This window comes from Ralstonia sp. SA306, from assembly GCF_054792405.1.
This window is the reverse complement of sequence record NZ_CP096451.1, coordinates 3,444,129-3,468,200: the sequence shown is the minus strand read 5'-3', so window position 1 is coordinate 3,468,200 and position 24,072 is coordinate 3,444,129. Positions and strand designations below refer to the sequence as shown.

Annotated in this window: 21 protein-coding genes and 1 tRNA gene; 12 read left to right on the top strand and 10 right to left on the bottom strand. The window is 65.4% G+C overall.

Annotation, left to right across the window (positions count from 1 at the left end):
- Nucleotides 1-87: 87 nt before the first annotated feature.
- The 4 genes from M1D44_RS16410 to M1D44_RS16395 are packed head-to-tail and all read left to right on the top strand — an operon-like array spanning nucleotide 88 to nucleotide 4,554.
- A complete protein-coding gene (locus M1D44_RS16410; RefSeq protein ID WP_316854060.1) occupies nucleotides 88-1,710 on the top strand; it encodes a flavin-containing monooxygenase in 1,623 nt (540 codons plus the stop codon).
- A gap of 28 nt (nucleotides 1,711-1,738) precedes the next feature.
- Nucleotides 1,739-2,629 carry an SDR family NAD(P)-dependent oxidoreductase gene (locus M1D44_RS16405; RefSeq protein WP_316854059.1) on the top strand — a complete coding sequence of 297 codons (891 nt, stop codon included), beginning with the start codon at nucleotides 1,739-1,741 and terminating at the stop codon, nucleotides 2,627-2,629.
- A 9-nt stretch (nucleotides 2,630-2,638) separates the two neighbouring features.
- Nucleotides 2,639-3,661: an alpha/beta fold hydrolase gene (locus M1D44_RS16400; RefSeq protein WP_316854058.1), complete on the top strand. Its 1,023-nt coding sequence runs from the start codon at nucleotides 2,639-2,641 to the stop codon at nucleotides 3,659-3,661.
- Nucleotides 3,658-4,554 (top strand): metal-dependent hydrolase, encoded by an 897-nt coding sequence (locus M1D44_RS16395; RefSeq protein ID WP_024977441.1) that lies wholly within the window; start codon nucleotides 3,658-3,660, stop codon nucleotides 4,552-4,554. Before M1D44_RS16400 ends, M1D44_RS16395 begins: the two co-directional genes overlap by 4 nt.
- Nucleotides 4,555-4,645: 91 nt before the next feature.
- Here the strand turns inward: M1D44_RS16395 and M1D44_RS16390 are convergent, their stop codons facing one another.
- Complete coding sequence (locus M1D44_RS16390; RefSeq protein ID WP_024977440.1) at nucleotides 4,646-5,464, bottom strand: MerR family transcriptional regulator; 819 nt, start codon at nucleotides 5,462-5,464, stop codon at nucleotides 4,646-4,648.
- An 86-nt stretch (nucleotides 5,465-5,550) separates the two neighbouring features.
- On the opposite strand from M1D44_RS16390, the gene M1D44_RS16385 reads away from it, so the two are divergent.
- Together M1D44_RS16385 and M1D44_RS16380 are read left to right on the top strand one after the other, a co-directional pair.
- Nucleotides 5,551-6,708 (top strand): hypothetical protein, encoded by a 1,158-nt coding sequence (locus tag M1D44_RS16385; protein ID WP_316854057.1) that lies wholly within the window; start codon nucleotides 5,551-5,553, stop codon nucleotides 6,706-6,708.
- Nucleotides 6,705-7,778: a DUF2993 domain-containing protein gene (locus M1D44_RS16380; protein ID WP_112186742.1), complete on the top strand. Its 1,074-nt coding sequence runs from the start codon at nucleotides 6,705-6,707 to the stop codon at nucleotides 7,776-7,778. The genes M1D44_RS16385 and M1D44_RS16380 overlap by 4 nt, the downstream gene beginning before the upstream one ends.
- A gap of 16 nt (nucleotides 7,779-7,794) precedes the next feature.
- On the opposite strand, the gene M1D44_RS16375 is transcribed toward M1D44_RS16380, so the two are convergent.
- On the bottom strand, nucleotides 7,795-8,208 hold the full coding sequence (locus M1D44_RS16375; RefSeq protein ID WP_024977437.1) for a surface-adhesin E family protein: 414 nt from the start codon (nucleotides 8,206-8,208) through the stop codon (nucleotides 7,795-7,797).
- 175 nt (nucleotides 8,209-8,383) lie between these two features.
- The gene (locus M1D44_RS16370; RefSeq protein WP_024977436.1) at nucleotides 8,384-9,280 is read right to left on the bottom strand and encodes a c-type cytochrome; all 897 of its coding nucleotides are present in this window, start codon (nucleotides 9,278-9,280) and stop codon (nucleotides 8,384-8,386) included.
- A 381-nt stretch (nucleotides 9,281-9,661) separates the two neighbouring features.
- Between M1D44_RS16370 and M1D44_RS16365 the strand changes: the two genes are divergently transcribed.
- The 4 genes from M1D44_RS16365 (at nucleotide 9,662) to kdpE (ending at nucleotide 12,388) form a co-directional block, all read left to right on the top strand.
- Nucleotides 9,662-9,737 (top strand) — tRNA-Arg (locus M1D44_RS16365).
- Between the two features lie 172 nt (nucleotides 9,738-9,909).
- Nucleotides 9,910-10,977, top strand: a complete 1,068-nt coding sequence (hisC, locus tag M1D44_RS16360) for a histidinol-phosphate transaminase (protein WP_024977388.1) — start codon at nucleotides 9,910-9,912, stop codon at nucleotides 10,975-10,977.
- 324 nt (nucleotides 10,978-11,301) lie between these two features.
- The gene (locus tag M1D44_RS16355; RefSeq protein WP_024977387.1) at nucleotides 11,302-11,613 is read left to right on the top strand and encodes a high-potential iron-sulfur protein; all 312 of its coding nucleotides are present in this window, start codon (nucleotides 11,302-11,304) and stop codon (nucleotides 11,611-11,613) included.
- Nucleotides 11,614-11,683: 70 nt separating this feature from the next.
- Entirely contained in the window at nucleotides 11,684-12,388 is a 705-nt protein-coding gene (gene kdpE, locus M1D44_RS16350; protein ID WP_024977386.1) for a two-component system response regulator KdpE, read from the top strand.
- Between the two features lie 6 nt (nucleotides 12,389-12,394).
- Here kdpE and M1D44_RS16345 read toward each other — a convergent pair whose 3' ends face one another.
- Together M1D44_RS16345 and M1D44_RS16340 are read right to left on the bottom strand one after the other, a co-directional pair.
- Complete coding sequence (locus M1D44_RS16345; RefSeq protein WP_024977385.1) at nucleotides 12,395-13,393, bottom strand: Bug family tripartite tricarboxylate transporter substrate binding protein; 999 nt, start codon at nucleotides 13,391-13,393, stop codon at nucleotides 12,395-12,397.
- A gap of 144 nt (nucleotides 13,394-13,537) precedes the next feature.
- Nucleotides 13,538-14,668 carry a porin gene (locus M1D44_RS16340; protein ID WP_024977384.1) on the bottom strand — a complete coding sequence of 377 codons (1,131 nt, stop codon included), beginning with the start codon at nucleotides 14,666-14,668 and terminating at the stop codon, nucleotides 13,538-13,540.
- 493 nt (nucleotides 14,669-15,161) lie between these two features.
- Between M1D44_RS16340 and M1D44_RS16335 the strand changes: the two genes are divergently transcribed.
- Nucleotides 15,162-15,446: a hypothetical protein gene (locus M1D44_RS16335; RefSeq protein ID WP_024977383.1), complete on the top strand. Its 285-nt coding sequence runs from the start codon at nucleotides 15,162-15,164 to the stop codon at nucleotides 15,444-15,446.
- Nucleotides 15,447-15,581: 135 nt separating this feature from the next.
- On the opposite strand, the gene M1D44_RS16330 is transcribed toward M1D44_RS16335, so the two are convergent.
- The 4 genes from M1D44_RS16330 to M1D44_RS16315 form a co-directional block, all read right to left on the bottom strand.
- Nucleotides 15,582-17,780, bottom strand: coding sequence for a xanthine dehydrogenase family protein molybdopterin-binding subunit (locus M1D44_RS16330; protein ID WP_316854010.1), 2,199 nt, complete (start codon nucleotides 17,778-17,780; stop codon nucleotides 15,582-15,584).
- Entirely contained in the window at nucleotides 17,777-18,817 is a 1,041-nt protein-coding gene (locus M1D44_RS16325; RefSeq protein WP_439004853.1) for an FAD binding domain-containing protein, read from the bottom strand. The genes M1D44_RS16330 and M1D44_RS16325 overlap by 4 nt, the downstream gene beginning before the upstream one ends.
- A 9-nt stretch (nucleotides 18,818-18,826) precedes the next feature.
- Nucleotides 18,827-19,567, bottom strand: coding sequence for a 2Fe-2S iron-sulfur cluster-binding protein (locus M1D44_RS16320; protein WP_316854008.1), 741 nt, complete (start codon nucleotides 19,565-19,567; stop codon nucleotides 18,827-18,829).
- Between the two features lie 163 nt (nucleotides 19,568-19,730).
- Complete coding sequence (locus M1D44_RS16315) at nucleotides 19,731-21,041, bottom strand: M20/M25/M40 family metallo-hydrolase (RefSeq protein ID WP_112186725.1); 1,311 nt, start codon at nucleotides 21,039-21,041, stop codon at nucleotides 19,731-19,733.
- A 183-nt stretch (nucleotides 21,042-21,224) separates the two neighbouring features.
- Between M1D44_RS16315 and M1D44_RS16310 the strand changes: the two genes are divergently transcribed.
- Entirely contained in the window at nucleotides 21,225-22,019 is a 795-nt protein-coding gene (locus M1D44_RS16310; RefSeq protein WP_024977378.1) for a DUF1835 domain-containing protein, read from the top strand.
- A gap of 102 nt (nucleotides 22,020-22,121) precedes the next feature.
- Here M1D44_RS16310 and kefC read toward each other — a convergent pair whose 3' ends face one another.
- A complete protein-coding gene (gene kefC, locus M1D44_RS16305) occupies nucleotides 22,122-24,062 on the bottom strand; it encodes a glutathione-regulated potassium-efflux system protein KefC (protein WP_316854007.1) in 1,941 nt (646 codons plus the stop codon).
- Between the last annotated feature and the right edge of the window lie 10 nt (nucleotides 24,063-24,072).

Genomic DNA, 24,072 nt, shown 5'->3' with positions numbered 1-24,072 from the left:
GATTGACTCGGTCCTGGCAGCCTCCTACGATGACATCGACCAATGTCACATTAAGAGGCGCCCATGTGGTGCCCACGGAGACACCACGTGAACGCACGGACCGATTTTCCGCGCGCCGACGCTTTTGCGCCGGCCCCGCACAGCCCTGACGCCCCCGCTCTGATCGATGCCGCCATCATCGGGACGGGTTTTGCCGGCCTGGGCATGGCGATCCAGCTCAAGCAGAACGGCATCGACAACTTCCTCGTCTTCGAAAAAGCGGGGTCTGTGGGCGGCACGTGGCGCGACAACCATTACCCCGGCTGCGCGTGCGATGTGCAATCGCACTTGTATTCGTTTTCGTTCGCGCCCAATCCGGACTGGTCGCGCATGTATTCGCCGCAGCCCGAAATTCGCGCGTATCTGGAGCGCTGCACCGATGAATTTGGCGTGCGCCCGCATGTGCGCTTCCATCACGAACTGACGCGCGCCACGTTTGACGAAGCCGCCGGCGTGTGGAATCTGGAAATGGCCGACGGCCGCCGCTACCGCGCCCGCACGCTCATCTCCGGCATGGGCGGCCTGAGCCGTCCGGCCTGGCCGAACATCCCCGGCATCGAAACTTTCCAGGGCAAGGCGTTCCACTCGCAACTGTGGGAGCACGATTACGACCTGCGCGGCAAGCGCGTGGCCGTGATCGGCACAGGCGCGTCCGCCATCCAGTTCGTTCCGCAGATTGCGCCGAAGGTCGGCCGCCTCGACCTGTATCAGCGCACGCCGCCGTGGATCCTGCCCAAGCCCGACCGCAAGGTGTCGCGCGCTGAACATTGGCTGTTCCGCCACCTGCCGGTCACGCAAAAGCTGATGCGCACGGGCATCTATTGGATGCTGGAGTCGCGCGTGCTCGGCTTTGTGGTGCACCCGAAGCTGATGAAGGCGGTGGAGCGCATGGCGCGCGGTCATATCAAGCGCCGCATTGCCGATCCCGTGCTGCGGGAGAAGGTCACGCCGAACTACACCATCGGCTGCAAACGCATCCTGATCTCGAACGACTATTACCCGGCGCTCACGCGCGAGAACGTCGACGTGATCACCTCCGGCATCGCGCGCGTCGAATCCAACGCCATCGTCACCACCGACGGCACGCGGCGCGAAGTCGATTGCCTGATCTTCGGCACGGGCTTTCATGCAACGGACCCGTTCCCGCGTGGCGTGCTGCTTGGCAGCCAAGGCGTGGACATTGTCGATGCGTGGGACAAGCACGGCGCCGAGGCCTACCTCGGCACCACCGTGTCGGGCTTTCCGAACTTCTTCATGGTGGTGGGCCCGAACACGGGGCTCGGCCACTCGTCGATGGTGTTCATGATCGAGTCGCAGGTGGCATACATCGTCGACGCGCTCAAGTCGATGCGTGCGCACAACGTGGCGGCCATCGACGTACGCCCCGACGTGCAGCGCCGCTTCAACGACGGCATCCAGAAACGGCTGTCGAATGCAATCTGGTCTGCCGGCGGCTGCGTGAGCTGGTACCTCGACCCGAAGACGGGCAAGAACACGACGCTGTGGCCGGGATTCACTTGGCAGTTCCGCCGCGCCACCGCGCATTTCCGGCTGGCGGATTACCGCACGCGCCCGATGGTTGTACCGAAGGGCGTGCCCCTGCGCGTGCCTGCCCGCACGGTGCCCGCCGCTCAAAACACCCCCAACGAAGAAGCGCTCGACCGCGTCTGACGCGCGCCCGCCCCAAGGAGACCACGCCATGAAGTCATTCAACAACCAGGTTGCCGCCATCACGGGTGCCGCGTCGGGCATGGGCCGCTCGCTGGCACTGCAGCTGGCACGCGAAGGCTGCCACCTCGCGCTGGCCGATCGCAATGAAGCGGCGCTCGCGCAGACGCTGCAACTGGTGCGTGCGCACGAAGGCGACCGCATCCGCGTGACTACACATGCCGTCGACGTGGCCGACCGCGCCGCTGTGTACCGCTGGGCCGAAGAAGCGGCCGCCGCGCACGGCAAGGTCAACCTGATCTTCAACAACGCGGGCGTGGCGCTGTCCAGCACGATCGAAGGCATGGAAGACGACGAGCTGGCCTGGATCATGAACATCAATTTCTGGGGCGTCGTGCACGGTACCAAGGCGTTCCTGCCGCTGCTCAAGGCAACAGGCAATGGCCACATCATCAACACGTCGAGCATCTTCGGCATCTTCGCGCAGCCGGGCATGGGCGCCTACAACGCCAGCAAGTACGCCGTGCGCGGCTACACCGAAGCGCTGCGCCAGGAACTGGATCTGATGAACTGCGGCGTGTCTGCCACGTGCGTCCACCCCGGCGGCATCAAGACCAACATTGCCAAGTCGAGCCGCGTCTCGCCGAGCATGAACGGCTTCCTGGTGCGCGACGAGCAGCAGGGCAAGGCGGAATTCGAGAAGTTCTTCATCACCTCGGCAGACAAGGCTGCGCAGGTGATCCTGGATGGCGTGCGCAAGAACAAGCGCCGCGTGCTGATCGGCCCCGACGCTCACGCCGCTGACGTGATGGCCCGCGTGCTGCCCGCCGCATACCAGGCGCTGGTCGTGCGCGAAGCCCGCCGCACGCGCAAGAAGGCACTGCGTGACGATACGGCGCCAGCCACCGCGCGCGCAAAGTAGGAGCCGCCGATGAACACGGCCACCACCAACGAACTGTTCGCCAGCCCCCCGCGCGCGAACCTGCTCAACGTCGCCCGCGCGATGCTGCGCCCCGGCCGCATCGGCCTGCGCAGCATCGGGCGCGATGTGCTGATCGCGCGCTACGCCAAGCCGCAATCTCGCTACCTGCCGCTGATGGGCACGCGCGTGCATTACACCGATGAAGGCGCCGCCAACTCGGAAGGCACGTTGCTGCTGATCCACGGCTTTGGCGCGTCGCTGCACACGTGGGACGGCGTGTTGCCGCAGCTCACGCGGCGCTACCGCGTGATTCGGCTCGACCTGCCGCCGTTCGGCATTACGGGCCCGCTGCGCAATGCACAAGGCCGCCCGCGCACGATGGAGCTGCCGCTGTACCGCGACTTCATCGACGCGTTTGTCGATACGCTGGGCCTGTCGAAACTCACGCTGATCGGCAACTCGCTGGGCGGCATGGTGTCGTGGGACTTTGCCGTGCGGCACCCGGGCCGCGTCGAGAAGCTCGTGCTGATCGATTCGGCAGGCTTTCCGATGAAGCTGCCGATCTACATCGACCTGTTCAATCACCTGGGCGTGCGGCTGACATCGCCGTGGATGCTGCCCGAGGGGATCATCCGCGCCGCCACGCGCGATGTATATGGCGACCCGTCGCGCGTGTCCGAACCGACGCTGCGCCGCTACGCCGACTTCTTCTATGCCGACGGTGCACGACAGGCCATCGGCAAGATGGTGCCGAAGTTCCGCTTTGACGATGTCGATACCAGCGGGCTGGCCTCGATCCGAGTGCCCACGCTCATCCTCTGGGGCCAGCGCGACCGGTGGATCCCGCCCGCGCATGCCGGTGAATTTGCCCGCCGCATTCCCGGCGCCACGCTGCGCATGTATCCGGCACTCGGCCATATCCCCATGGAGGAAGACCCCGTGCGCGTGGGGACCGACCTCTGTGCATTCCTCGATCAAGGGCGCGCATCGACGCGCCTTTCAGAAACCACATTCCAGGAGAACCGCCCATGATGCCAGTCCGCCGCGACGTGCATCCTCACCTGCCGGCTGATCGCATCAGCAACTGGCACGAGCGAGGCACGCACGTCACCCACTTCCTGAACGCGCTGTCGATCTTCTTCCCGACCGGCGAGCGCTTCTTCATGGATAGCGTGCGCAACTACCGCCATCTGGTGACCGACCCCGAACTCAAGCAGGCCGTGGCCGGCTTCATCGGCCAGGAAGCCATGCACACGCGCGAGCACGTGCTGTACAACGATCTGCTCGACCGCGCCGGCCTGCCCGCCACGCGCATCGACCGCTTTGTCGGCAAGTTCCTGAACGTACTGCGCAAGTGGACCCCGAAGTCGCACCAGTTGGCCGTGACCGTGGCGCTGGAGCACTACACCGCCATGCTGGCCGGGCAGGTGCTTTCGCATGAAGATGGGCTGGGTCGCAACTCGGAACCCGGCTATCGCCAGGTCTGGCTGTGGCATGCCATGGAAGAGACCGAGCACAAGGCCGTCAGCTACGACGTGTGGAACCTTGCCATCAAGCCGGGCCTGCACCGTTACATCCTGCGCACGTCGACGATGCTGCTGACCACGCTGATGTTCTGGTCGATGGTGTTCTACGTGCACTTGCGGCTGATCTTTGCCGATCGCACCTGCAAGAACAAGTTCTTCGGTCTGGGCAAGGCGTTCCACTTCCTGTGGATCCACCCGGCGCCGCTGCGCAAGATCATTCCGGAGTTCTTCGATTTTTTCCGGCCTTCATTCCACCCGTGGGATGAAGACAACCGTGACGCACTTGAACGCCTGCCCAAGCTGATTTCGGAAATCGAAGCCTACGCCGCAGCAAACGGCGAGGCGCCGTCGCCGTCGATCCGCCGCAAGCTGTCGACGGCAGGTGCAGCCGGGTCTTGAGCAGGCATTCAAAACGCCTGCAGCACCCGTCGTATCAGGATCAAACTAGAAATAGATAAGGCGCGCCCCACGCATGGGCGCGCCGGAGACACTAGCCTTTGTCCGGCCCAGGCGCGTTGCCTGGCGGTTCATGCATGTGCTCGATGACCTGCGCCACGCGGTCGCCCAGGTATTTGTTGGCGGCCGTCTCAAGTGCGCGCATCAGCTCGGCTTCAACCGCCACCAGCGCCAGCGGACGGATGCGCCAGATCACGTCGACCAGACGCGGCACGTCTTCGACCGGTGGCAGATCGCTGCCGTATTTGTCGAGTTCGCGCACGACCATGGAGACGAGATCGTCGGCCACCGCCTGCGTATGCGGCCGGGCACGCTCGATGATGTCGAGCACTTCGACCAGCGGGAAACCGGCCTTTGCCATCTGCGCGCCGGCCAGCAGTGCTTTCGGGCTGCGCGCCAGATAGCCGAGGCCATCGGGTTCAAGCAGGCCAAGCGAAATGGCCCGCGCGAGCGCCTGACGCGACATGGCACGGCCAAACAGCTTGGCCAGTGCCAGGAGCGAGTAGTGCTTGGGCGACTCATCCGACCACGGGCTGGCGATGGCGGATTCGAGCCCGAGAATGGAGCGCAGGTCATGGCCCTCGACGATGGCCTTGAGCAGCTCCTGGATGTTGGAGAGCGTGTAGCCGCGCCCGAGCAGGTGATTGATGAGCTTGAGCCGCCCCAGATGCGCCTGCGTGTAGATACCCACGCGACCACGCCGCTCGGGCGGATCGATCAGGCCGCGATCCTGATACGAGCGGACGTTGCGGACGGTGGTTTCAGCCGCGCGCGCCAGTTCATCGATGGTGAACTCGCGGGCAGGCGGAATAGCGGGCGGACCGGCATCGCCGGTTGGTTTGCGGGCAGGCATGCAAAAAATTCTACACGAGCGCGGCGACAGACCGCGTCGGTTACCGGAACGTTTCCGGTGCGTTTCTCGCGACGAGGAGACCGTCGATGTGGGACTTGACCTTGCGTCACCGTAATAGCGCGCTCCGGGCTGCGGGCGCGGTGGTTGCGGCGCTGCTGCTGCAAAGCTGCGCCACCGCCAGCGATGAACACGGCGCCATCGAGGCCGAAAAGGCCAAGCAGCTGGAAGATGCACGCGCGCAAGCCCGCGCACCGTTCCAGTCGGGCAACCTCGCCACGCGCGAGGTACGGCCCGCCACGCTGCGCGATTCCGGCCAGCCCGATGCGATCTCGTATCTGCGTCATGTCGATTTCCGCTTCGATGGCGGCGTGGGTTTCCTGGTCGATCAGCTCGCGCTACGCATGGTGCCGCGTGCGCCAGGCGATCCGGTGTGGCTCGACGATGTGTCGTCGTACACGCTGCAGCCAGTGAATGGTTCGGTACGCGTCACGGCCGAGAGCATGGCCGCGCTGTTCAATACCGTGGTCTTTGCGCGCGGGCAGGGCGATGACCCTCCGCTGCGCCACTTCAGCTTCTCGCTCGACGACGGCACACTCGACATGCGCGCCGAGATGCGCCGTCGGGGCGCGTGGGTGCCGATCGAACTGCGCGGCCCGCTGGTCCTGCGCGACCCGCAAACCATCGTGTTCCGCCCCAACGTGGTCAAGGTGCGAGGCCAGGATGCCAGCGCGCTGATGGGCGCCGCGCATATCGAACTGGCCGATCTGTTGCCGGTGTCGACGCCTGCCGTTCAACTGACCGCGAGCGAAATCGTCATGCAGGTGCCGAAGCTGTTTCCGCCCCCTGCGCTGGATTTGAAGCTCTCCGCCATTCGTGTCACGCGCGAGGGGCTGCTCATGCAGATCGGCGATGGCAACCCGCAGATGCCGCCGCTGGCCAACGCCGCTGACGCGCAGCGCCCGTACATCCTCTTTCGCGGCGGCGACATCCGGTTCATGCGCTCGATGCCGATGAACGCGCGCATCGATATCGTCGTGGCCGACCCGGCCAAACCGTTCGTCTTCAACCTGTACCGCTATCGCGATCAGCTTGTGGCAGGGTCGCTGCGCTTCTCGCCCGACGGCGGCATCCGCGTGCTGATGCCGTCGTTCGACTCGATCGCCGCCACCAAGCCCGCGAAGGCAACTGCCCTCGCCAAAGCGGGCAAACCCGCCCTGCAACTCGCCAAGAGGACCGCGCCATGATCGCCCCCGCCTTCGCTCTCGCCGCTCTGATGTTGCGCCTGGCGTTGGTGACGCTCGGCTTGGCCGGCCTCGTGGCCAGTGCGCTCGCCCGCGCTGCCGAGCCGCCGATGGCCAGCGCGCAACGCAAGGAGTTGACCGCGGTACGCCAGCAATGGGCGCAGCGCTGCGATCCTTCCTCCGGAGCGCCCAACGCCAGCGGCCCCGCCGTTGCGCGCGACTCGGGCACGGCACCGCCCGTCGTGCAGATGCGTGATGTGGATTTCCGCATCACCGGCGACATCGGCTTCCGCGTGCACCAACTCACCGCGCAGCTCGTGCCACACAAGCCGGGCCAGCCCGTCGACATGGACGATCCGAGCCAGTTCGACATCCGCATCCTCGGCGGCGAAGTGACGGTGCCCAAGGATTCGCTCGACGCGCTGTTCAACCGGTATCTGCTCGACTATTCGCCGCGCTCGCTCAATGCGCTGTCGCTCACGCCGGGCGACGGCGTGCTCGACGTGTCGGGCGGGCTCAAGCTACGCAATCATTTTCCCGGCGTGTGGCTGCCGTTCGGCATGCGGGGCACATTGGCGCTCAAGGAATCGCGCTACCTCGTCTATACGCCCACCGAGGCCCGCGTGATGGGTATCCAGACACTGGCGCTGCTCAAGGGAATGGGGCTGGAATTGTCGGGGCTTGCGCCGCTCAATCGCGACGGCGCCAAGCTGGACGGTAATGACATGGTGCTGGACCAATACACCGTCTTCCCGCCGCCGCGCCTGATCGGTCAAATGAAAACGGCGCGTGTCACGCCGGACGGGCTGGTGCTCGGGTTCGGCCCCGCGCCCGCGATGTGTGCGTCTGCACCAACCGACGCGGCCAGCCGCATCTGGATCCAGTCCGGTGACTTGAAGATGTACAACGTGCTGGTGACCAACAGCCGCGTGCTGGTGACCGATACGTCAACGCACGGGCCGCTGCGCTTCGATCTGTACCACTACCGCGAGGCCGCCGCACGCGGCACCACGCACATGGATGCGGACGGCACGCTGCGTGTCGACCTCGCGCCGGCAGCGGCCGTCCAATAACGCTGTCGTCGGCGCACTATTTTTGGCAGACAGCGTGCAGGATTGCCTCGCCCTCTGAGCGCGACACGACGGCTTCCCAGCGGGGGCCGTCGATGTTCTTGGTGAGCACCGTGGCGTGCTGGCCGTCCTGGATCAGCGCGCTGACCGGCAGGATGCGCCCTTCCTTGCAGTCGTAGACGGACGTGCGTGTGTCGTACTGGTACGCCCTGCCGTCGGAGAGCTTGCGGGGCGCGTCATAGGCGTCGCGCGTCGTGGCACGCACGGTGCCGTCCTTGTTGTGCTCAATGGAGTCCTTGTCCAGATAGAGCGAGCCGCCGTTGTCGGCCAGCGGGGCCAGCTTGACCCAGTTGTCGGCCGCCATGGCGGTCGAGCTACCGATTGCCAACGCGGCAGCCACCCAGTAGATCAGCGTCGTTCGTTCCGTTCGCATCGCAACCTCCGTTTGCCTCATTTCACAGACGTATGCGGGGCGACGCAGCATGGCTGCCTCGCTCTCTGCACATTCGAATTTGGCGTAGCAAACCGCATGCCCCGCGCGTGACGTTGCCACGGCAGACAACAAAAAAGCCCGCACGGGGCGGGCTTCTTCGGGAATGCGGGACGGCTTACTTGGCAGCGGCGGCCATGTAGTCGACGGCGGCTTTCACATCGTCATCGGAGCCGGCATAAGTGCCCTTGGGCGGCATCGCGCCCTTGCCGTGCAGCGCGGAGTCATACAACTTGGCCTTGCCTTGGGCAATGCGCGGCGCCCAGGCGGCCTTGTCGCCAAACTTGGGCGCGCCAGCCACTCCGGCGGCGTGGCACATCTGGCAAGTCGAATCGTAGACTTTCTTGCCGACTTCACCCGCAGAGGCTTGCGGTGCGGCAGCCGCAGCCGGCGCGGCCGGTGCTGCAGCAGCGGGTGCCGGCGCAGCAGCGGCCGGAGCGGGGGCAGCCGCCGGCGCCGAAGCTTCCGGTGCCGATGCAGCAGCCGGGGCTGCGCCCGCGCCCGCCGGTGCAGCCGGTTCTTGCAGCTTGCCGCCAGCGGAGTTGGCCATGTAGACGATGGCGCGTTCGATTTCGTAGTCGCTCACGTCATCCGGCGACGTGCCGCCGCGTGCGGGCATGCCGCCCTTGCCGGCCAACGCCACCTTCGTCAGGCCATCCAGGCCCTGCGGCAGGCGCGGGCCCCAGCTTGCCGCGTCGCCAAATTTGGGCGCGCCAGCCACGCCAGCCGCGTGACAGGTCGCGCAGACTTCCTTATAGAGCTGCTCGCCCGTCTTGAAAACGTGCGGTGCGCTCGGGTCTTTCAGTTCGAGTTGCGCAACGGGCTTGATGCGATCGTTGACGGCCTCTTCCGACATGCCGGAACCGCCCGCGCCTTCCCTGGCGCCCAGGCCAACGTAATTGGCCAGCAGGATGATGATGAGAATGGGAACGACAAAGGCGGCGATCACCGCGATGATCAGCTGCTTGGGGGTCTTGATCAGAGGCTCGTGTTCGTCGTGTTGCGCGTCGCTCATGCTCAACTCTCAGGATGGTGAAACCGCTCTTGGAGCCCTCAGAGCGCCGCCGGCAAGGTCACGAGCATCGCCGGCAGGGCGTGGGGGCCGCATTGGATCGCGATGAGGGCAGGAAGACCGTGGCGATTCAATCGCCGCGTCGGCCCAGACAGACCTGTCCCCGTCTTTCTTCTGGCAAATAACGCGCGATTATATCCGTAATGCTTTGGCCTTTGACACGCGGGACAGCCCTAGGCGCCGCTTTTCGACCTGCGTCAAAAACCCAACGAAACGTTGCAGCAGCAGGCCTCGTACCCAGGGGGTCACGGGCGTGCGATGGACGCTTGCGCCCAAATGCGCTATCCTGCGGGGCTTCTCTTTCGGTGCGTTCTGTGCCGATATGCGCCCGTAGCTCAATGGATAGAGTACTGCCCTCCGAAGGCAGGGGTTGCTGGTTCGATCCCAGCCGGGCGCGCCAAAAATCAAAGATTGACGCAACTTGTACGGTTTTCCCACGCCAGAACCGCGCTTCTGCCGCAACGTGCAGGCCTGCCTATTCCCGAACCTTACTCAGCTCCCCTGCATTTTTCGATTCATCGATCGCGCTGCGGGCACGCTTAGAAAATAGTCACCTCATCAGGAGTCGAGCCGTGAGCCGTTACTGGAGCGATATCGTTCAGCAACTTGTGCCCTACGTCCCGGGCGAGCAGCCGGCCATTGCGCGGCCCATCAAGCTAAACACCAACGAGAACCCGTACCCGCCGTCGCCGCGCGTGGTGGCCGCAATCTCTGCAGAGTTGGGAGAGACGGGCGACAACCTGCGCCGCTATCCCGATCCCTTGTCGCGCCGGCTGCGCGAGATCGTGGCCGCGCAGGTCGGCCTCCAGCCCGAGCAGGTCTTTGCGGGTAACGGGTCGGACGAAGTCTTGGCGCACGTCTTCCAGGCGCTGCTCAAGCACGACACGCCGCTGCGCTTTCCGGACATCTCGTACAGCTTCTATCCGACCTACGCGCGGCTTTACGGCGTGCAGTGCGAAGTGGTGCCGCTGGCGGACGACTTCTCCATCCGCGCCGATGACTATCTTGGCGACGCAGGTGGCGTGCTGTTCCCGAATCCGAACGCGCCGACCGGCCACGCGTTGCCGCTGGCAGAGATCGAACGGATCGTCGCCGCGAACCCCTCTTCGGTCGTCGTCGTGGATGAGGCCTATGTGGATTTCGGTGCGGAGTCCGCCATTGCGCTCATTGATCGCTATCCGAATCTGCTCGTTGTGCACACGACGTCGAAGTCGCGCTCGCTGGCCGGCATGCGCGTGGGCTTTGCGTTCGGGCATACGGCGCTCATCGAAGCGCTTAATCGCGTGAAGGACAGCTTCAATTCGTATCCGCTGGATCGCCTTGCACAGGCGGCTGCCCAAGCGGCTTACGAAGACGATGCGTACTTCCGCGCCACGTGCGCGCGCGTGATGGCAAGCCGCGCACGGCTGACGCAATCGCTGCAGTCGCTGGGGTTCGAGGTTGTGCCATCGATGGCGAACTTCGTGTTCGCGCGGCATCCGGCCCACGACGCGGCAACGCTGGCAGCACGGCTGAAAGAGCAGGCCATCTTCGTGCGCCACTTCAAGCTCGCACGTATCGATCAGCATCTGCGCATCACGGTCGGCACCGATGATGAATGCGACGCATTCTTAAAGGCGCTGCGGGGTCTGCTGGCGTAAGCACGTACGCGTGTGCGGCAAATTGCCACCGGGGTTGACCGGCCATTTGGGGGACTGCGCCCGCGCTGATAGCGGCATTCCTCGACCACGCGGTGCATCCGCGGCGTTGCGCGGTGTGGATCGGAGGCCACGAAAGCAACCCATTGCTGCACTCAGGTATGTGGAACATTGACCATACGCAGATGCTGCCGGCCGATTGCTGTGCCAGAATGCACGAGCGGGTAAACGGCGCGCCGACGCCGTCCGCTGTCCCCTAGGGCGAGCCTGAGCATTGCGCGGGCGGCACGGGACGCCACACAACACACTCCCACAAAAGGAATCAGCATGTCCAATCGTCGTCAATTCCTGAAGAGCATTCCCATCGTGGCCGCCGCAGGCGCCGTCATGTCGATGTCGGACCTGGCACTGGCTGCACCGATGGTGGCGGAAACCGACCCGCAAGCCAAGGCGCTGGGCTACGTGGCTGACAGCGCCAAGGCCGATAAGGCCAAGTTCCCGAAGCACACGCCGGATCAGCATTGCGGCAACTGCGCCCTGTACCAGGGCGGTACGGCTGCGCAAGGCGGTTGCCCGCTGTTCGCCGGCAAGGACGTCGCCAACAAGGGCTGGTGCAGCGCCTGGGCAAAGAAGGCTTGAGCGAAGCGGTATCGCGCGCAAGCAAAACGGACCCTTCGGGGTCCGTTTTTTTATGGTCGCGCCCTCTACAATGCGTGCCATGCCGTTCACATTCACACCCACCGTCCTCGTCATCGACGACGAACCGCACATCCGACGCTTCGTCCGCGCCGCTTTGGAGGAGGAAGGCTGCGAAGTCCATGAAGCCGATCGCGTCGAGCGCGGCTTGATCGAAGCCGGCACGCGTCAGCCGGATGCGGTGATCCTCGATCTCGGCCTGCCCGATGGCGATGGCATGCAGTTGATCCGCGAGTTGCGCACCTGGACGGAAGTGCCGGTGCTCGTGCTGTCGGCCCGCGTGGATGAGCGCGACAAGATCGACGCGCTCGATGCCGGCGCAGATGATTACCTGACGAAACCCTTCGGCGTGGGCGAGCTGGTTGCGCGCCTGCGCGTGCTGTTACGGCGGCACGCCAAGCGCGGCGAAGACGGGGGCAGCATCATCCGCTTCGGCGAGGTCGAAGTCGACCTGGCGCGCCGCCTCGTCAGCCGCAATGGCCAAGCCGTGCATCTCACACCGATCGAATACCGGCTGCTGGCGGTGCTGCTTGGCCGCCGCGGCACCGTGATGACGCACCGCGAACTGCTGCGCGAAGTCTGGGGCCCCGCGCATTCCGACAGCAGCCACTATCTGCGCATCTACATGGGCCACCTGCGCCACAAGCTCGAGCGCGATCCGGCGCGGCCCGAGCACCTGCTGACCGAAGTCGGCGTCGGGTACCGCTTCACGGCGTAAGCCGGTTCACTGCTCCTTGATGCCTGCGGCGCGGACGATGCGGCCGTTGCTGTCGTACTCCGCACGAATGGCCGCGGCAAACTGTTCGGCCGTGCCGCCGGCCGGCACCACGGCGGCCTGCGTGAGGCGCTCGCGCAGATCGGGCGCAGCCAGCGCCTTGTTAATCTCGGCATTCAGTCGGGCAATGACGGGCGCAGGCGTCTTGGCCGGCGCGAACACACCGAAGGTCGACGCCATGTTCGCCTTGGCGTAACCAAGTTCGGTGAAGGTCGGCACGTTCGGCAGCGTATCGAGCCGATGCGGCGCACCCACCGCGAGCGGGCGCAGCTTGCCGCTCGTGATGTGTTGCATCAGGGTCGGGCCGACATTGGTCGACATGACTTCCACCTGGCCGCCCAGCGCATCCGTCAATTGCTGGCCACCACCTTTGTACGGGATGAGCGTGATATCCACGTGCGCCTGCGACTTGATCTGCTCCAGCGCGAGATGCCCCACCGTACCCAGGCCCGATGTCGACCAGCGGATCGAACCCGGCTTGGTGCGCGACTGGCTCAGCATGTCGGCAAAGCTCTTTCCCGTGAACGACGGCGTGCCCAGCAGGATCATCGGGGCATACATGACATTGGCCACGGGCGCGATGTCTTTCTGCGGGTCATACGGAAGCTTGCTGAAATGCGGGTTGAGCGTGAGCGGGCTGACCGACGAAAAGCCCAGCGTGTAACCATCGGGCGGCGCCTTGGCCACGGCGTCCATGCCGATGCTGCCGCCGGCCCCTGCGCGGTTCTCGACCACCACGGGCTGGCCAAGTTGCGCCGACAGCTTTTCGCCCAGCGCACGCGCCACGTTGTCGGAAATGCCACCGGTCGGGTACGCGACGATGATGCGGATCGGCTTGGCCGGATAGTCCTGCGCCTGTGCAGGCACAGCGGAAAGCAGCGGCAGGCCGGCGCACAGCAGCACGGCAGAGGCAATCAGACGACGGCGGGCAGTACGTGCGGAAGTCATGGCGCAATGTCAGATGAACGAAACAGGAAGCAACATTGTAGGCGGATGCCCAGGCAACCTCGCCCGACGACGCACAAAAACAGCCGGTAAAAGAAAAGGCGCCCGAAGGCGCCTTTTCCGTTCCCAATCGAGTGACAGCGTCGATTAGAAGATGTGGCGAATACCCACGCCAACGCTGGTCTGGTTCGACTTGCCAGTGCCGGTTGCGTTGCCGCCACCCGACAGTTCCGGCAGAGCTGCGTCCTTGACCTTGTTGTAGTCGACCGTGCCATACACTTGCGTGCGCTTGGACAGAGCGTACTCAGCCAGCAGCACACCGGTGTAGCGCTTGCCGTCGTTGCCGGCGGTCAGAGCAGCGTTCTTGATGCTGTCGTAGTAGAACGCGCCCGTCAGAGCCAGGGCCGGGGTGATGTTGTACGTCACGCCCAGGATGCCGACGTGGTCACGACGCTTCGTGGCGCCCGGGGTCAGGCCAGCGCCCGAGGTGGCGTTGCCGTAGATGTTCAGGCCGAAAGCGCTGCCGCCGACGCAGTTTGCCGAGCTGTTCACGCAACCCGTGGCGTCGCTGCTGTCGATGTAGCCAGCGAACAGCTTGGCTGCAGCGATGGTGTAGTTACCACCGATACCCCACACGGTTTGCTTGTTGCCAGCAACGTCCTTGTGCTGTTGTGCGAAGGCGCCGATGTAGGCCGGGCCGAATTCATAGGCCACCGTGCCGCCAACGTACGAGTTCTGGCTTGCAGCGCCAGCCACTTCGCCAAAGCCGTAGGCCAGGCCGACCGACAGGCCGTTCCACTTGCCTTCGTACTTCAGCATGTTGGATTCACGCAGACCGGTCAGGCCGTAGTACATCCACGAGTTGCCGTCGTAGTTACCCACGCCCAGCGGGTCGAAGTTGCCGCCGGTCGTGAAGCCGAAGTTGTATTGACGGCCCAGCGTGATGGTGCCCAGGTCCTTGTTGGACAGGCCCACGAACGATTGACGGTTGAACAGCGTACCCGAGCTGCTCATGCGGCCCGAATCCGAGTTGAAGCCGCTTTCCAGCACGAACAGTGCCTTGTTGCCGCCGCCCAGGTCTTCCGAGCCCTTCAGGCCCCAGCGGCTGTTCGACACAGCACCGCTTTCCATCTGGGTCACGCTGTTGCCAGCTTGGTTGGCGTTGTTGATGTAGTGAATGCTGGTATCGACAATACCGTACAGCGTCACGCTCGATTGGGCGTAGGCAGAACCTGCGAACAGGGCGCCAACTGCAACCAGAATGGCAGACTTTTTCATGTGGGCTCGTAATAAAAGAGTTGTCTCAAACCGCCCGACCCCGTGTGCATGAGGTTGGGCTCCTCCGTTTCCTTAACTTCCGTGTCGGAAGTGCCGCGCAAATTTAACAAAAGCCCATATGCGCGGCAAAGTAATTCACGGAATCGTTCTACCAAGTGTGGTACGCGCGCATCGCTCTTAATGCGCCGCACCAAATCGGCCTACGACAAGGCTTGCCAGCGCGTCGCGCCCTGCTGTGGTGCACCAAGGCGGACCGCGATCCTTGAGCCGCTCTCTTGATTAGACAAAAAGGTTGGGCGGATTGCCGGGGCGTTACGTCATTGGCGCGTTTTTCAGCGCCATTCACGCTGACTTGCATCATTTCGGCGCCGACAACAAACCGTTCGTCGCACCACCGTGGATACGGCATGCCCCCTGACCTAGGCTGTAGACCGTGGCAGGACATCAAATGACCACGAACAACACCGAAAATCAGTTGAAGAAGGAGTTCGCCATGCGACTCAAGCAAATGGGGTTGGCCGCCATGTTGGCGGTCGGAGCCCTCGCGGCGGGCAGCGCTTGGGCGCAAGCCAGCCGCGTGGAAGTGTTCGGCCAGAATGCACGGGCCGAGCGGTTTGACGTCTATAGCGACGGTGCCCGCACCGGACGCTTCGACACGTATACAGAAGGCGCACGCAGCGGCCGCTTCGATCCGTATTCGGACGGCATGCGCAGCGACCCGGCCGGCCGCTCCCGCGACGGCGGCGGTACGGTCTACGGGTACCCGGTTCCGAATTGATGCGCTGAGCGGCATTCACCGCGTTCGTCACGCATTGATCAATTACGGGCCGGTCTCCAGGCATCCTCCGTTTTCCGCCTCTTGGCCCACTCTGGCCCCGCTGGTGATGCGCCAGCGGGGCTTTTTCATGCACGCTCAGATGAGCTTGTCGAGCGTGATCGGCAATTCGCGCACGCGCCGGCCGGTGGCGTGATAAACGGCGTTGGCAATGGCTGCCGGCACGCCGGTAATGCCGATCTCGCCAATGCCCTTGGCGCCCAGCGGGTTGATGTGCGGGTCCGCCTCGTCGAGCACGAGGATGTCGATGTCGGGCACATCGGCGTTCACGGGCACGTGATACTCCGCCAGGTTGTTGTTGACGATGCGGCCGTAGCGCGTATCGAACAGGCTTTTTTCGAACAGCGCCATGCCCATGCCCCAGACGATGCCGCCCATGAGCTGGCTACGGCCCGTCTTGGCGTTGAGCAACCGCCCCACGCCGTAGCTCGCCACGATGCGCGAGACGCGGATCACGCCCAGGTCCGCATCGACATGCACCTCGGCAAACACCGCGCCGAACGAGTGCATTGAGTACTTCTGCTTCTCCTCGCCCGGCTGCACCTTGGCGGTCACCTCGATGGGACGGCCGTGGCGCGCGACCACGGCGGCCACGGGCTCACGCGCACCGCTGCGAGCCATCAAGAAGCCGTCGGCCACGGTCATCTCGCTTGCGGCCAGCCCATGCAGCGGCGAACCGGCATCGGCAATGGCCGCGGCAATCAAGGCGTCGCGGGCCTGCGCGCCGGCGGCCTGCACGGCGGGCGATACGCTGGCCACACTCTGCGAGCCGCCCGACACCGGCGCCTCGGGCATGCGCGTATCGCCCAGGCTGAAATGCACGCGGTCGACGGGCATGCCCATGGCATCGGCGGCCACCTGCGTCATCACCGTGTAGGTGCCCGTGCCCAGATCCTGCGAGCCCGATTCGACCTGCGCCGTGCCGTCCGGCAGGTAGCGCGCGGTGGCACCCGCCGCGCTGCGGTTGGCGGGGTACGTGGCCGTGGCCATGCCCCAGCCGATGCGTGTATTGCCTTCGCGCATGCTGCCGGGCTGCGGGTTGCGGCGTGCCCAGCCGAAGCGTTCGGCGCCGGCGCGGTAGCACGCCGCCAGCGATTTGCTCGACCACGGGATGCGTTTCTCGGGGTCTTGCGCGGCGTCGTTGCGCAAACGCAGTTCTACGGGGTCCATCCCTAGCGTGTACGCCATCTCATCCAGCGCCACTTCCAGTGCGAACGTGCCGGTGGCTTCGCCAGGTGCGCGCATGAACGTCGGCGTGCCGATGTTGAGCCGCGCGAGCCGATGCGTGGTCCGCTGGTTGGGCGTGTCGTAAAGCATGCGGGTGACGATGGCGCACGGCTCGGTCCAGTCTTCGATCATCGACGTGGTGGTCAGCGAATCATGCGAGATGGCAGTGAAGCGGCCATCGCTGGCGGCGCCCACGGCGATGCGCTGCTCGGTGCGCGGGCGCCCGCCAACCGGGCCGAACATCTGCGGGCGTTCCAAGACCAGCTTGACGGGCCGCCCCGCCTGGCGCGCGGCCATCGCCGCCAGCACCACGTGCGACCACACCGAGCCCTTGCAGCCGAATCCGCCACCCACGAACGGGCACATCACGCGCAGCTTGTCGGGCGACAAGCCGAGCGTCTTGGCGACGGTGCGGCGCACGCCCGAGACGTATTGCGTGCTGTCGTACAGCGTGAGCGAATCGCCCTCCCACACGGCGATGGTGGCGTGCGGCTCCATGGGGTTGTGCGCTTCCATGGGCGTCCCGTAGACGGCCTCGATGCGCCGCGCCGCCTGCGCCATGCCGGCAGCCATATCGCCGCGTGTGGTGTCGGCCGATTGCGTCTGCACCTTGCCAGGCGAGTGCGCATCGGCGCGGGCGGTTTCGAAATCGAGCCGCGCGGGCTGCTGGGCAACCTCCACGCGCACCATGCGGGCTGCGGCCTGGGCGTGTTCCAGCGTGTCGCCCACCACCAGCGCAACGGGCTGGCCGTTGTAGTGCACCTGATCGTCCTGCAGCAAAGAAAGCGCGCGTCCAGCCGGTGGTTCCAGCGCGGGCTTGCCTCCATTGGGCAGGCGAGGTGCATTCTCGTGCGTCATCACCAGCAGCACGCCGGGCATGGCTTGAGCGACGTGGGTATCGACCCGCGTGATGCGTCCGGCAGGCACCGTGCTCTGCACCAGCACGGCATGCACCAGGCGCGGCACCTGAAACTCTGCGGAGTAGCGCGCCTGGCCCGTGACTTTGAGCAGACCGTCCGTGCGGTCCAGCGGTTGGCCGACGTTGCTCATGCCACACCTCCGGTCGGATTGGTCGGATTGGTCGGATTGGTCGGATTGGTCGCATTGGCAGCCACGGCCAGCGCGCGTGCTACCGCCCGCTGTGCGAGCGGCACCTTGAAGCCGTTGTCACGCAGCGGCTGCGCACCCTGCACGGCCAGTGCACCGGCCTGGGCAAACAACTGCGCGTCCAGCACCTGCCCCGCCAGCATCTGCTCCGCCGCATGCGCGCGCCACGGCTTGTGCGCCACGCCGCCAAGCGCAATGCGCGCCTCCCGAATCGTCCTCCCATCCTCCTGCAGCGCCAGCGCCGCAGCCACCGACACCAGCGCAAACGCATAGCTCGCGCGGTCGCGCACCTTCAGGTAGTGCACCTGCGTGCCGAACACCGGCGGCGGCAAGTCGATAGCGACGATCAGCTCGCCGGGTCCGAGTGTCGTGTCGATTTCGGGGTGCGCTTCCGGCAGCCGATGGAACGCTTCGATGGGAATACGCCGCTCACCGTGCGCGGCATGCACCACCACCGTGGCATCCAGGGCGGCCAGCGCGACAGCCATGTCGGACGGATGCGTCGCCACGCACGCCTCGCTTGCACCGAGGATGGCATGCATACGGTTGAAGCCCTCACGCGCGGCACAGCCGGAGCCGGGCTGCCGCTTATTGCACGCCGGGTACGCTGTGTCGTAGAAGTAATGGCAGCGTGTGCGCTGCATCAGGTTGCCGCCGTTGGTGGCCATGTTGCGGAGCTGCCCGGACGCGCCCGACACGATCGCCTCGCTCAGGAGCGGATACCGCGAGCGCACCAGCGGATGCGCCGCCGTATCGGCATTGCGCGCCATCGCGCCCAGGCGCAGGCCACCGTCGGGCAACGCGCGTATCTGCGCCAGCGGCAGGCGGCTCACGTCCACCAGCCGCTGCGGCTGCTCGATGCCGCCCTTCATCAGGTCCAGCAAGTTCGTCCCGCCGCCGATGTAGCGGGCGCCCGGCTCATGGCCCAGGCGCACGGCAGCTTCGAGGGAAGACGCACGGTCATAGGCAATCGATTGCATGGCGGCTCCTCAGGCAGCGTTGCCAGACTTGGCAGCCACCACGCGAATCGCCGCCACGATGTTGGGGTACGCGCCACAGCGGCAGAGGTTGCCGCTCATGCGCTCGCGTATTTCATCTTCAGTCAGCGAAACGGGGCCGTCATTGCCCAGTGCCGCGGGCGACGTGACCGTGCTGGGCATACCGCGGCGCGCCTCTTCCAGCACGGCCACCGCCGAGCAGATCTGCCCCGGCGTGCAATATCCGCACTGAAACGCGTCGTGCTCAAGAAACGCGGCCTGCACCGGATGCAGCGCCGCGCGGTCGACCACGCCGTCTTGCGCGTGCGCCAATCCTTCGACGGTGGTGATGGTCTCGCCCTCGTGCATGATCGCCAGCGTCAGGCAGCTGTTGATGCGTCGGCCGTTCATGAGGACGGTGCACGCGCCGCACTGGCCGCGGTCGCAGCCTTTCTTGGTACCGGTCAGTCCCAGCACTTCGCGCAGCGCATCGAGCAACGTGACGCGCGGCTCCAACGACAGCGCATACGGCTTGCCGTTGATATTGAGCGATACCGGCCGCGCAGGCGCCAACGCAGCGGGACGTGCCGGGGCCGACGCGGAAGTGCGCGCGCCGGCCGACTCGTGCGGCAACGCAAACGCCGAGGCCGCGGCCGCGGCGCCCTGCAGGAAGCCGCGCCGGCTCGGGCGCACAGGCGGCCCATCCGGGTCGTTGGCGGGGTCATTCGATGCCGCTAAGGGACGTTCAAACATGGCGCGCGCTCCACCGGCCGGGGCGGCCGTAGCTGGGGACATGCGTCAGGGGAAAGCAAGCGGAATACCCGGCACCCGGGCGTTGGGAAACCACCGAACAGTGGCTTCGCGAAGGGGAATTGCTGCGGCGCGTGTAAGGCTTACGCGCCGCGTTGCAGTGCGGTTACCTGGCCGGGCCGACGCGATCGCGCGACACATCCATGACCATGCGCGTCAACAGGTACAGGCGCGGCACGATGGAGTTCAGGTCGACATATTCGGCGTCATTCGAGTGCGCGCCAAAGCTCGCCAGACCGAAGCGCTCGATCACGGGCGCCTTGGTTTTCGAGGCGGCAAACGCGGCATCGGTGCCTCCGCCTTCGGCCTTGTCGTCAATCTCCAGCGTCTTGCCGAGTTCGCCATAGATCTTCTGGGCGTGCTCGGCCAGCGCGCGCGACGCCGGCGTGGCTTCCAGCGGCGGGCGGCGGCGCTCGAACCGGGCCGAGACCTGGGTATCCGGAATCAGCTTGTTCTTGATGCGCTCGTTGACCACCTCTTCCAGCTTGTCGGCATCAGCCGCCCGCAGCAAGCGCACGTCGGCCTGGGCGCTGGCCACGGCGGGGATCACGTTGCGGTTGGTGCCCGCCTGCGCCACCGTCCAATTCACCTTCAGGCCGGTATCAGGCTTGGACAGATCGCGCATCTGCAGGATCTGGTGCGACAGCTCGTACAGCGCGTTGCGGCCCTGTTCCGGCGCGCCGCCCGCGTGCGAAGCCTTGCCCTTCACATCCAGCAGGATCGCGCCGATGCCGCTGGTGGCCAGCGACAGCTTGTCGGAGGTCACGCGCGTGCCTTCGCACGAGAACACGGCGTCCTGCTCGGCGCCCAGCTTGGCCTGCATGGCCCGCGCGCCCGGCGAGCTGATCTCCTCGTCGCCGTTGATCAGCACCGTGAGCGTGCCGTACTGCTTGAAGTTGACGGCCTGCAGGATCGATACCGTGTGCAGGATGACCGCCACGCCGTTCTTGTCGTCGGCAATGCCCAGGCCGTAGGCGCGCTCACCGTCGATGCGGAATGGCTGGTGCGCAAGCATGCCCTTCAAGTACACGGTATCCATGTGCGCGATCAGCATGATGTTGCGCTTGCCCTCGCCCTTGAAGCGCGCAAGCACCATCTTGCCGATCTTCTCGGGCGTGTCGGCCATGCGGTAGGCATGGTCGCTGGGGTCGATGAGCTTTACGTCGCCGCCCATGCCGCGCAGGCGCTCGGCGATCACGCCGGCAATCTTGTCCAGGCCTTCGATGTCCTTGCTGCCCGATTCGATCGAGACCAATGTCTTCATGGTGTCGATCAGCGCCGGTTTTTCCTGCTGGGCACGCTTGTAGATTTCAGCCGGCGGCACGGCGGCGGCCTGGCCGGCAGCCAGCGCACCCACCATTGCGATGACGGCGAGCACTGCAGGGCGCACGCCCTTGGGCAGCAACGGGGCTCTCATGAATGTTTCCTCACCTGTTCTTAGTTATGGTCTGCAACAAAACGGCGATTTTCGCACGCCCGCCTGAGCGTTGCCCGAGGGCTATCCCCCCTTTGGGTAGGCGCATGACACCGCGCAAAGGAATACTGATAGAGATGCGTAAAACGAAAGCGCCGGGCTGACACTCTCGCTACAATTGCTGCCATGCAATACATCCATGTCGTCAACGGCGATGTTGCCGGCGCCACGCTCAAGCAGGCGCTCGCACAGGCTGGCCGCCCCGATTCCGTAGTCGTACTGCGCGACGATCTCGCCGTCGGGCCGCTGGTCGACGTCGACAGCGTCGCCATGGCGCGCTCCGGCTTCTGGCAGCGCGTGGCGCCCAACAGCAATATCGACTTCGCCGCCGAGATGCGCGATGCACTTGCGTCGCTCGCCGATCTGCGCGATGCCACCACGGAAGTCGCCATCTGGCACGGCCAAAGCGCGTCGGACCAGCTCATGCTGCGCCGCGTGGCGTTTCACCTGCACCAAGCGCCCCAGCGCATCAATGAAGTCGGCATGGATGTGCGCGAACTTGAGGCGCCCAACGGTCAAGGCCCGCTGACGACCATCGGCATGTATTCGGGCGCCCGGCTGGCGCGGCGGTTTTCGACCATCGCGCCGGTATCAGTGCTGCGCATCGGCCGCCTGGCCTACGAATGGCAGCAGACCGTGCGCGAAAACGCCGATACGCGGCTGTGGAAAGGCAACACGCTGGTGCCGGTGTCGTACGGCACGGTGGATGAAGTGATCCTGGAGCACGTTCCCACCGACTGGGCCAGCGCCCGCGACGTGGTCGGCAGCATCATGGGCGCCATCGACGGGCTGCTCGCCAGCGACTGGTTCGTCTTCTGGCGCTGCCGCGAACTGGTCGGCAACGGTCAGTTGCTGCTACGCGGCGAGGCCGATTCGCTCAGCACCTGCGAACTGCGTCGCAATGTGAGCGTGGCCGTGTAAGTGCCACCCGAAACCTGGATCTGCCCCGAGGAGCGCCGAAAGCGCTCCTTTTTTATTTGTTCGCGCTGCTTGCGCATGAATCGCGTCCGTAACCGGCGCGAGTCAGCCGTCTCGGCGGAGGCCTGCGCGCGCGGGACAATCAATCGGGGCGTCTGCGTCGCCACCGTCGACCTCGTTGGCGAGATCGCTATCAGGCTGCGTGCTTTCCACGTCGCTATGAACGTCGCCCTCGCCCCATGGCAGGCCGGATTCGCGCAGGCGCTTGCGCTGGGTGCGGTCGCGCTGGAACATTTCGGCCAGTTCGTCGCGCCCCTGCTGTGCAAGGGACACAAGCTTCTTCTGGTCGCGGTAAACCGGGTAGACCTGCTCCATTGAATTGAGCGTATGGCGGCGGAACGTCTGCGCGATGCGGTGCGCTTCGTACGGCTCCTTGCCCAGCCCTTCCAGCACCCGGCGGCTGAGCATGAGCGAGCCCTCGAACATCTCCCGCTCGATCACTTCCACGCCGCGGTCGCGCAGTTGGTACACGTGCGACACGTTGCGCGCCCGCACGTACAGCTTCAGGTGCGGAAAACGCTCGCGCACACGGTCGACTACCTCCAGGTTGGTCTCCATGTCGTCGATGGCGACAACCATCATGCTGGCCTTGTCGGCGCCGGCGGTTTCCAGCAGGTCCATGCGCGTGGCGTCGCCGTAGAAGACCTTGAAGCCGAAGCGGCGCAGCATGTCGATCTGGTCCGGGTCGTGATCGAGCACGGTCGCGCTGTAGCCCTGGCTGTACAGCATGCGGCCGACGATCTGCCCGAAACGGCCGAAGCCCGCGATGATGACCTGGTTGTCCTGTGGGTCGATGGCGTCGGGTGCGCGCTTCTTTCCGTCCATCAGACGCGGTACGAGCACCTTGTCGTGCAGCAGCAGGAGCAATGGCGTCGCGGCCATCGACAGCGCCACCACGAGGTTGAGCGCAGCGGCGGTCTCCGCACCCAGCACGTTGCCGGCCACACCGGGGCCGAACACCACGAATGCAAATTCACCGCCTTGCGAGAGCAGGAAGGCAAACAGCCACGCCTGCCCACGCGCAATGCCAAAGCGGGTGGCAAGCAGGCGCAGCGCGCCAATCTTCACCGCCAGGAACACCGCAACCAGCCCGATCACGGCCAGCGGCTGGCGCATCAGCACGCCAAAATCGATCGACATGCCAACGGCCAGGAAGAACAAGCCGAGCAGCAGCCCCTTGAATGGCTCGATATCGGTTTCGAGCGCGTGACGGTATTCGGAATCGGCCAGCAGCACTCCGGCAATGAAAGCACCCAGCGCCATCGACAAGCCGACGCTGTGCATCAGCAGCGCAATGCCCACCACCAGGAGCAGCGAGAACGAAGTGAACATCTCGCGCATGTTGGTGCGGGCAATGGCGCGCAGCACCGGCCGCAACAGCGTGCGGCCGCCAAAGATCACGGCAGCCACCACGCCCACCGCCTTGGCCGCAGCCACCCAGCTATGGCCGTCGGACGCGTCGCTTGCCTCGGTCGCCAGCAACGGCAGCAGCGCGATCATCGGGATGGCCGCAATGTCCTGGAACAGCAGAATGCCGAAGCTGGCCGTGCCAGCGGGCGTGCGCATGAGGTTGCGCTCGGAGAGCGTGGCCAGCGCAATCGCCGTGGACGACAGCGCCAGCCCCAGCCCCGCCACCACAGCCGCGCGCCACGGGTGGCCCACCGCCATGACCGCCAGCCCGACGGCCAGCGCGCACACCACAATCTGCAGCCCGCCGTAACCGAAGATGCTGCGCCGCAGCGACCACAGCCGCGCCGGCTCCAGCTCCAGGCCAATCACAAACATCATCAGCACGACGCCGAATTCCGAGAAATCCAGAATCGACTGCACATTGGTGATGAGCCGCAAGCCCCACGGCCCCACGATCACCCCGGCCAGCAAATAGCCGAGCACCGAGCCCAGCCCCAGCCGACGCGCCAACGGCACTGCCGCCACGGCCGCGGCCAGGTAGATGACGAAATTGACGAGCAGATCGTGCGATTGCATGGGCAAGGAA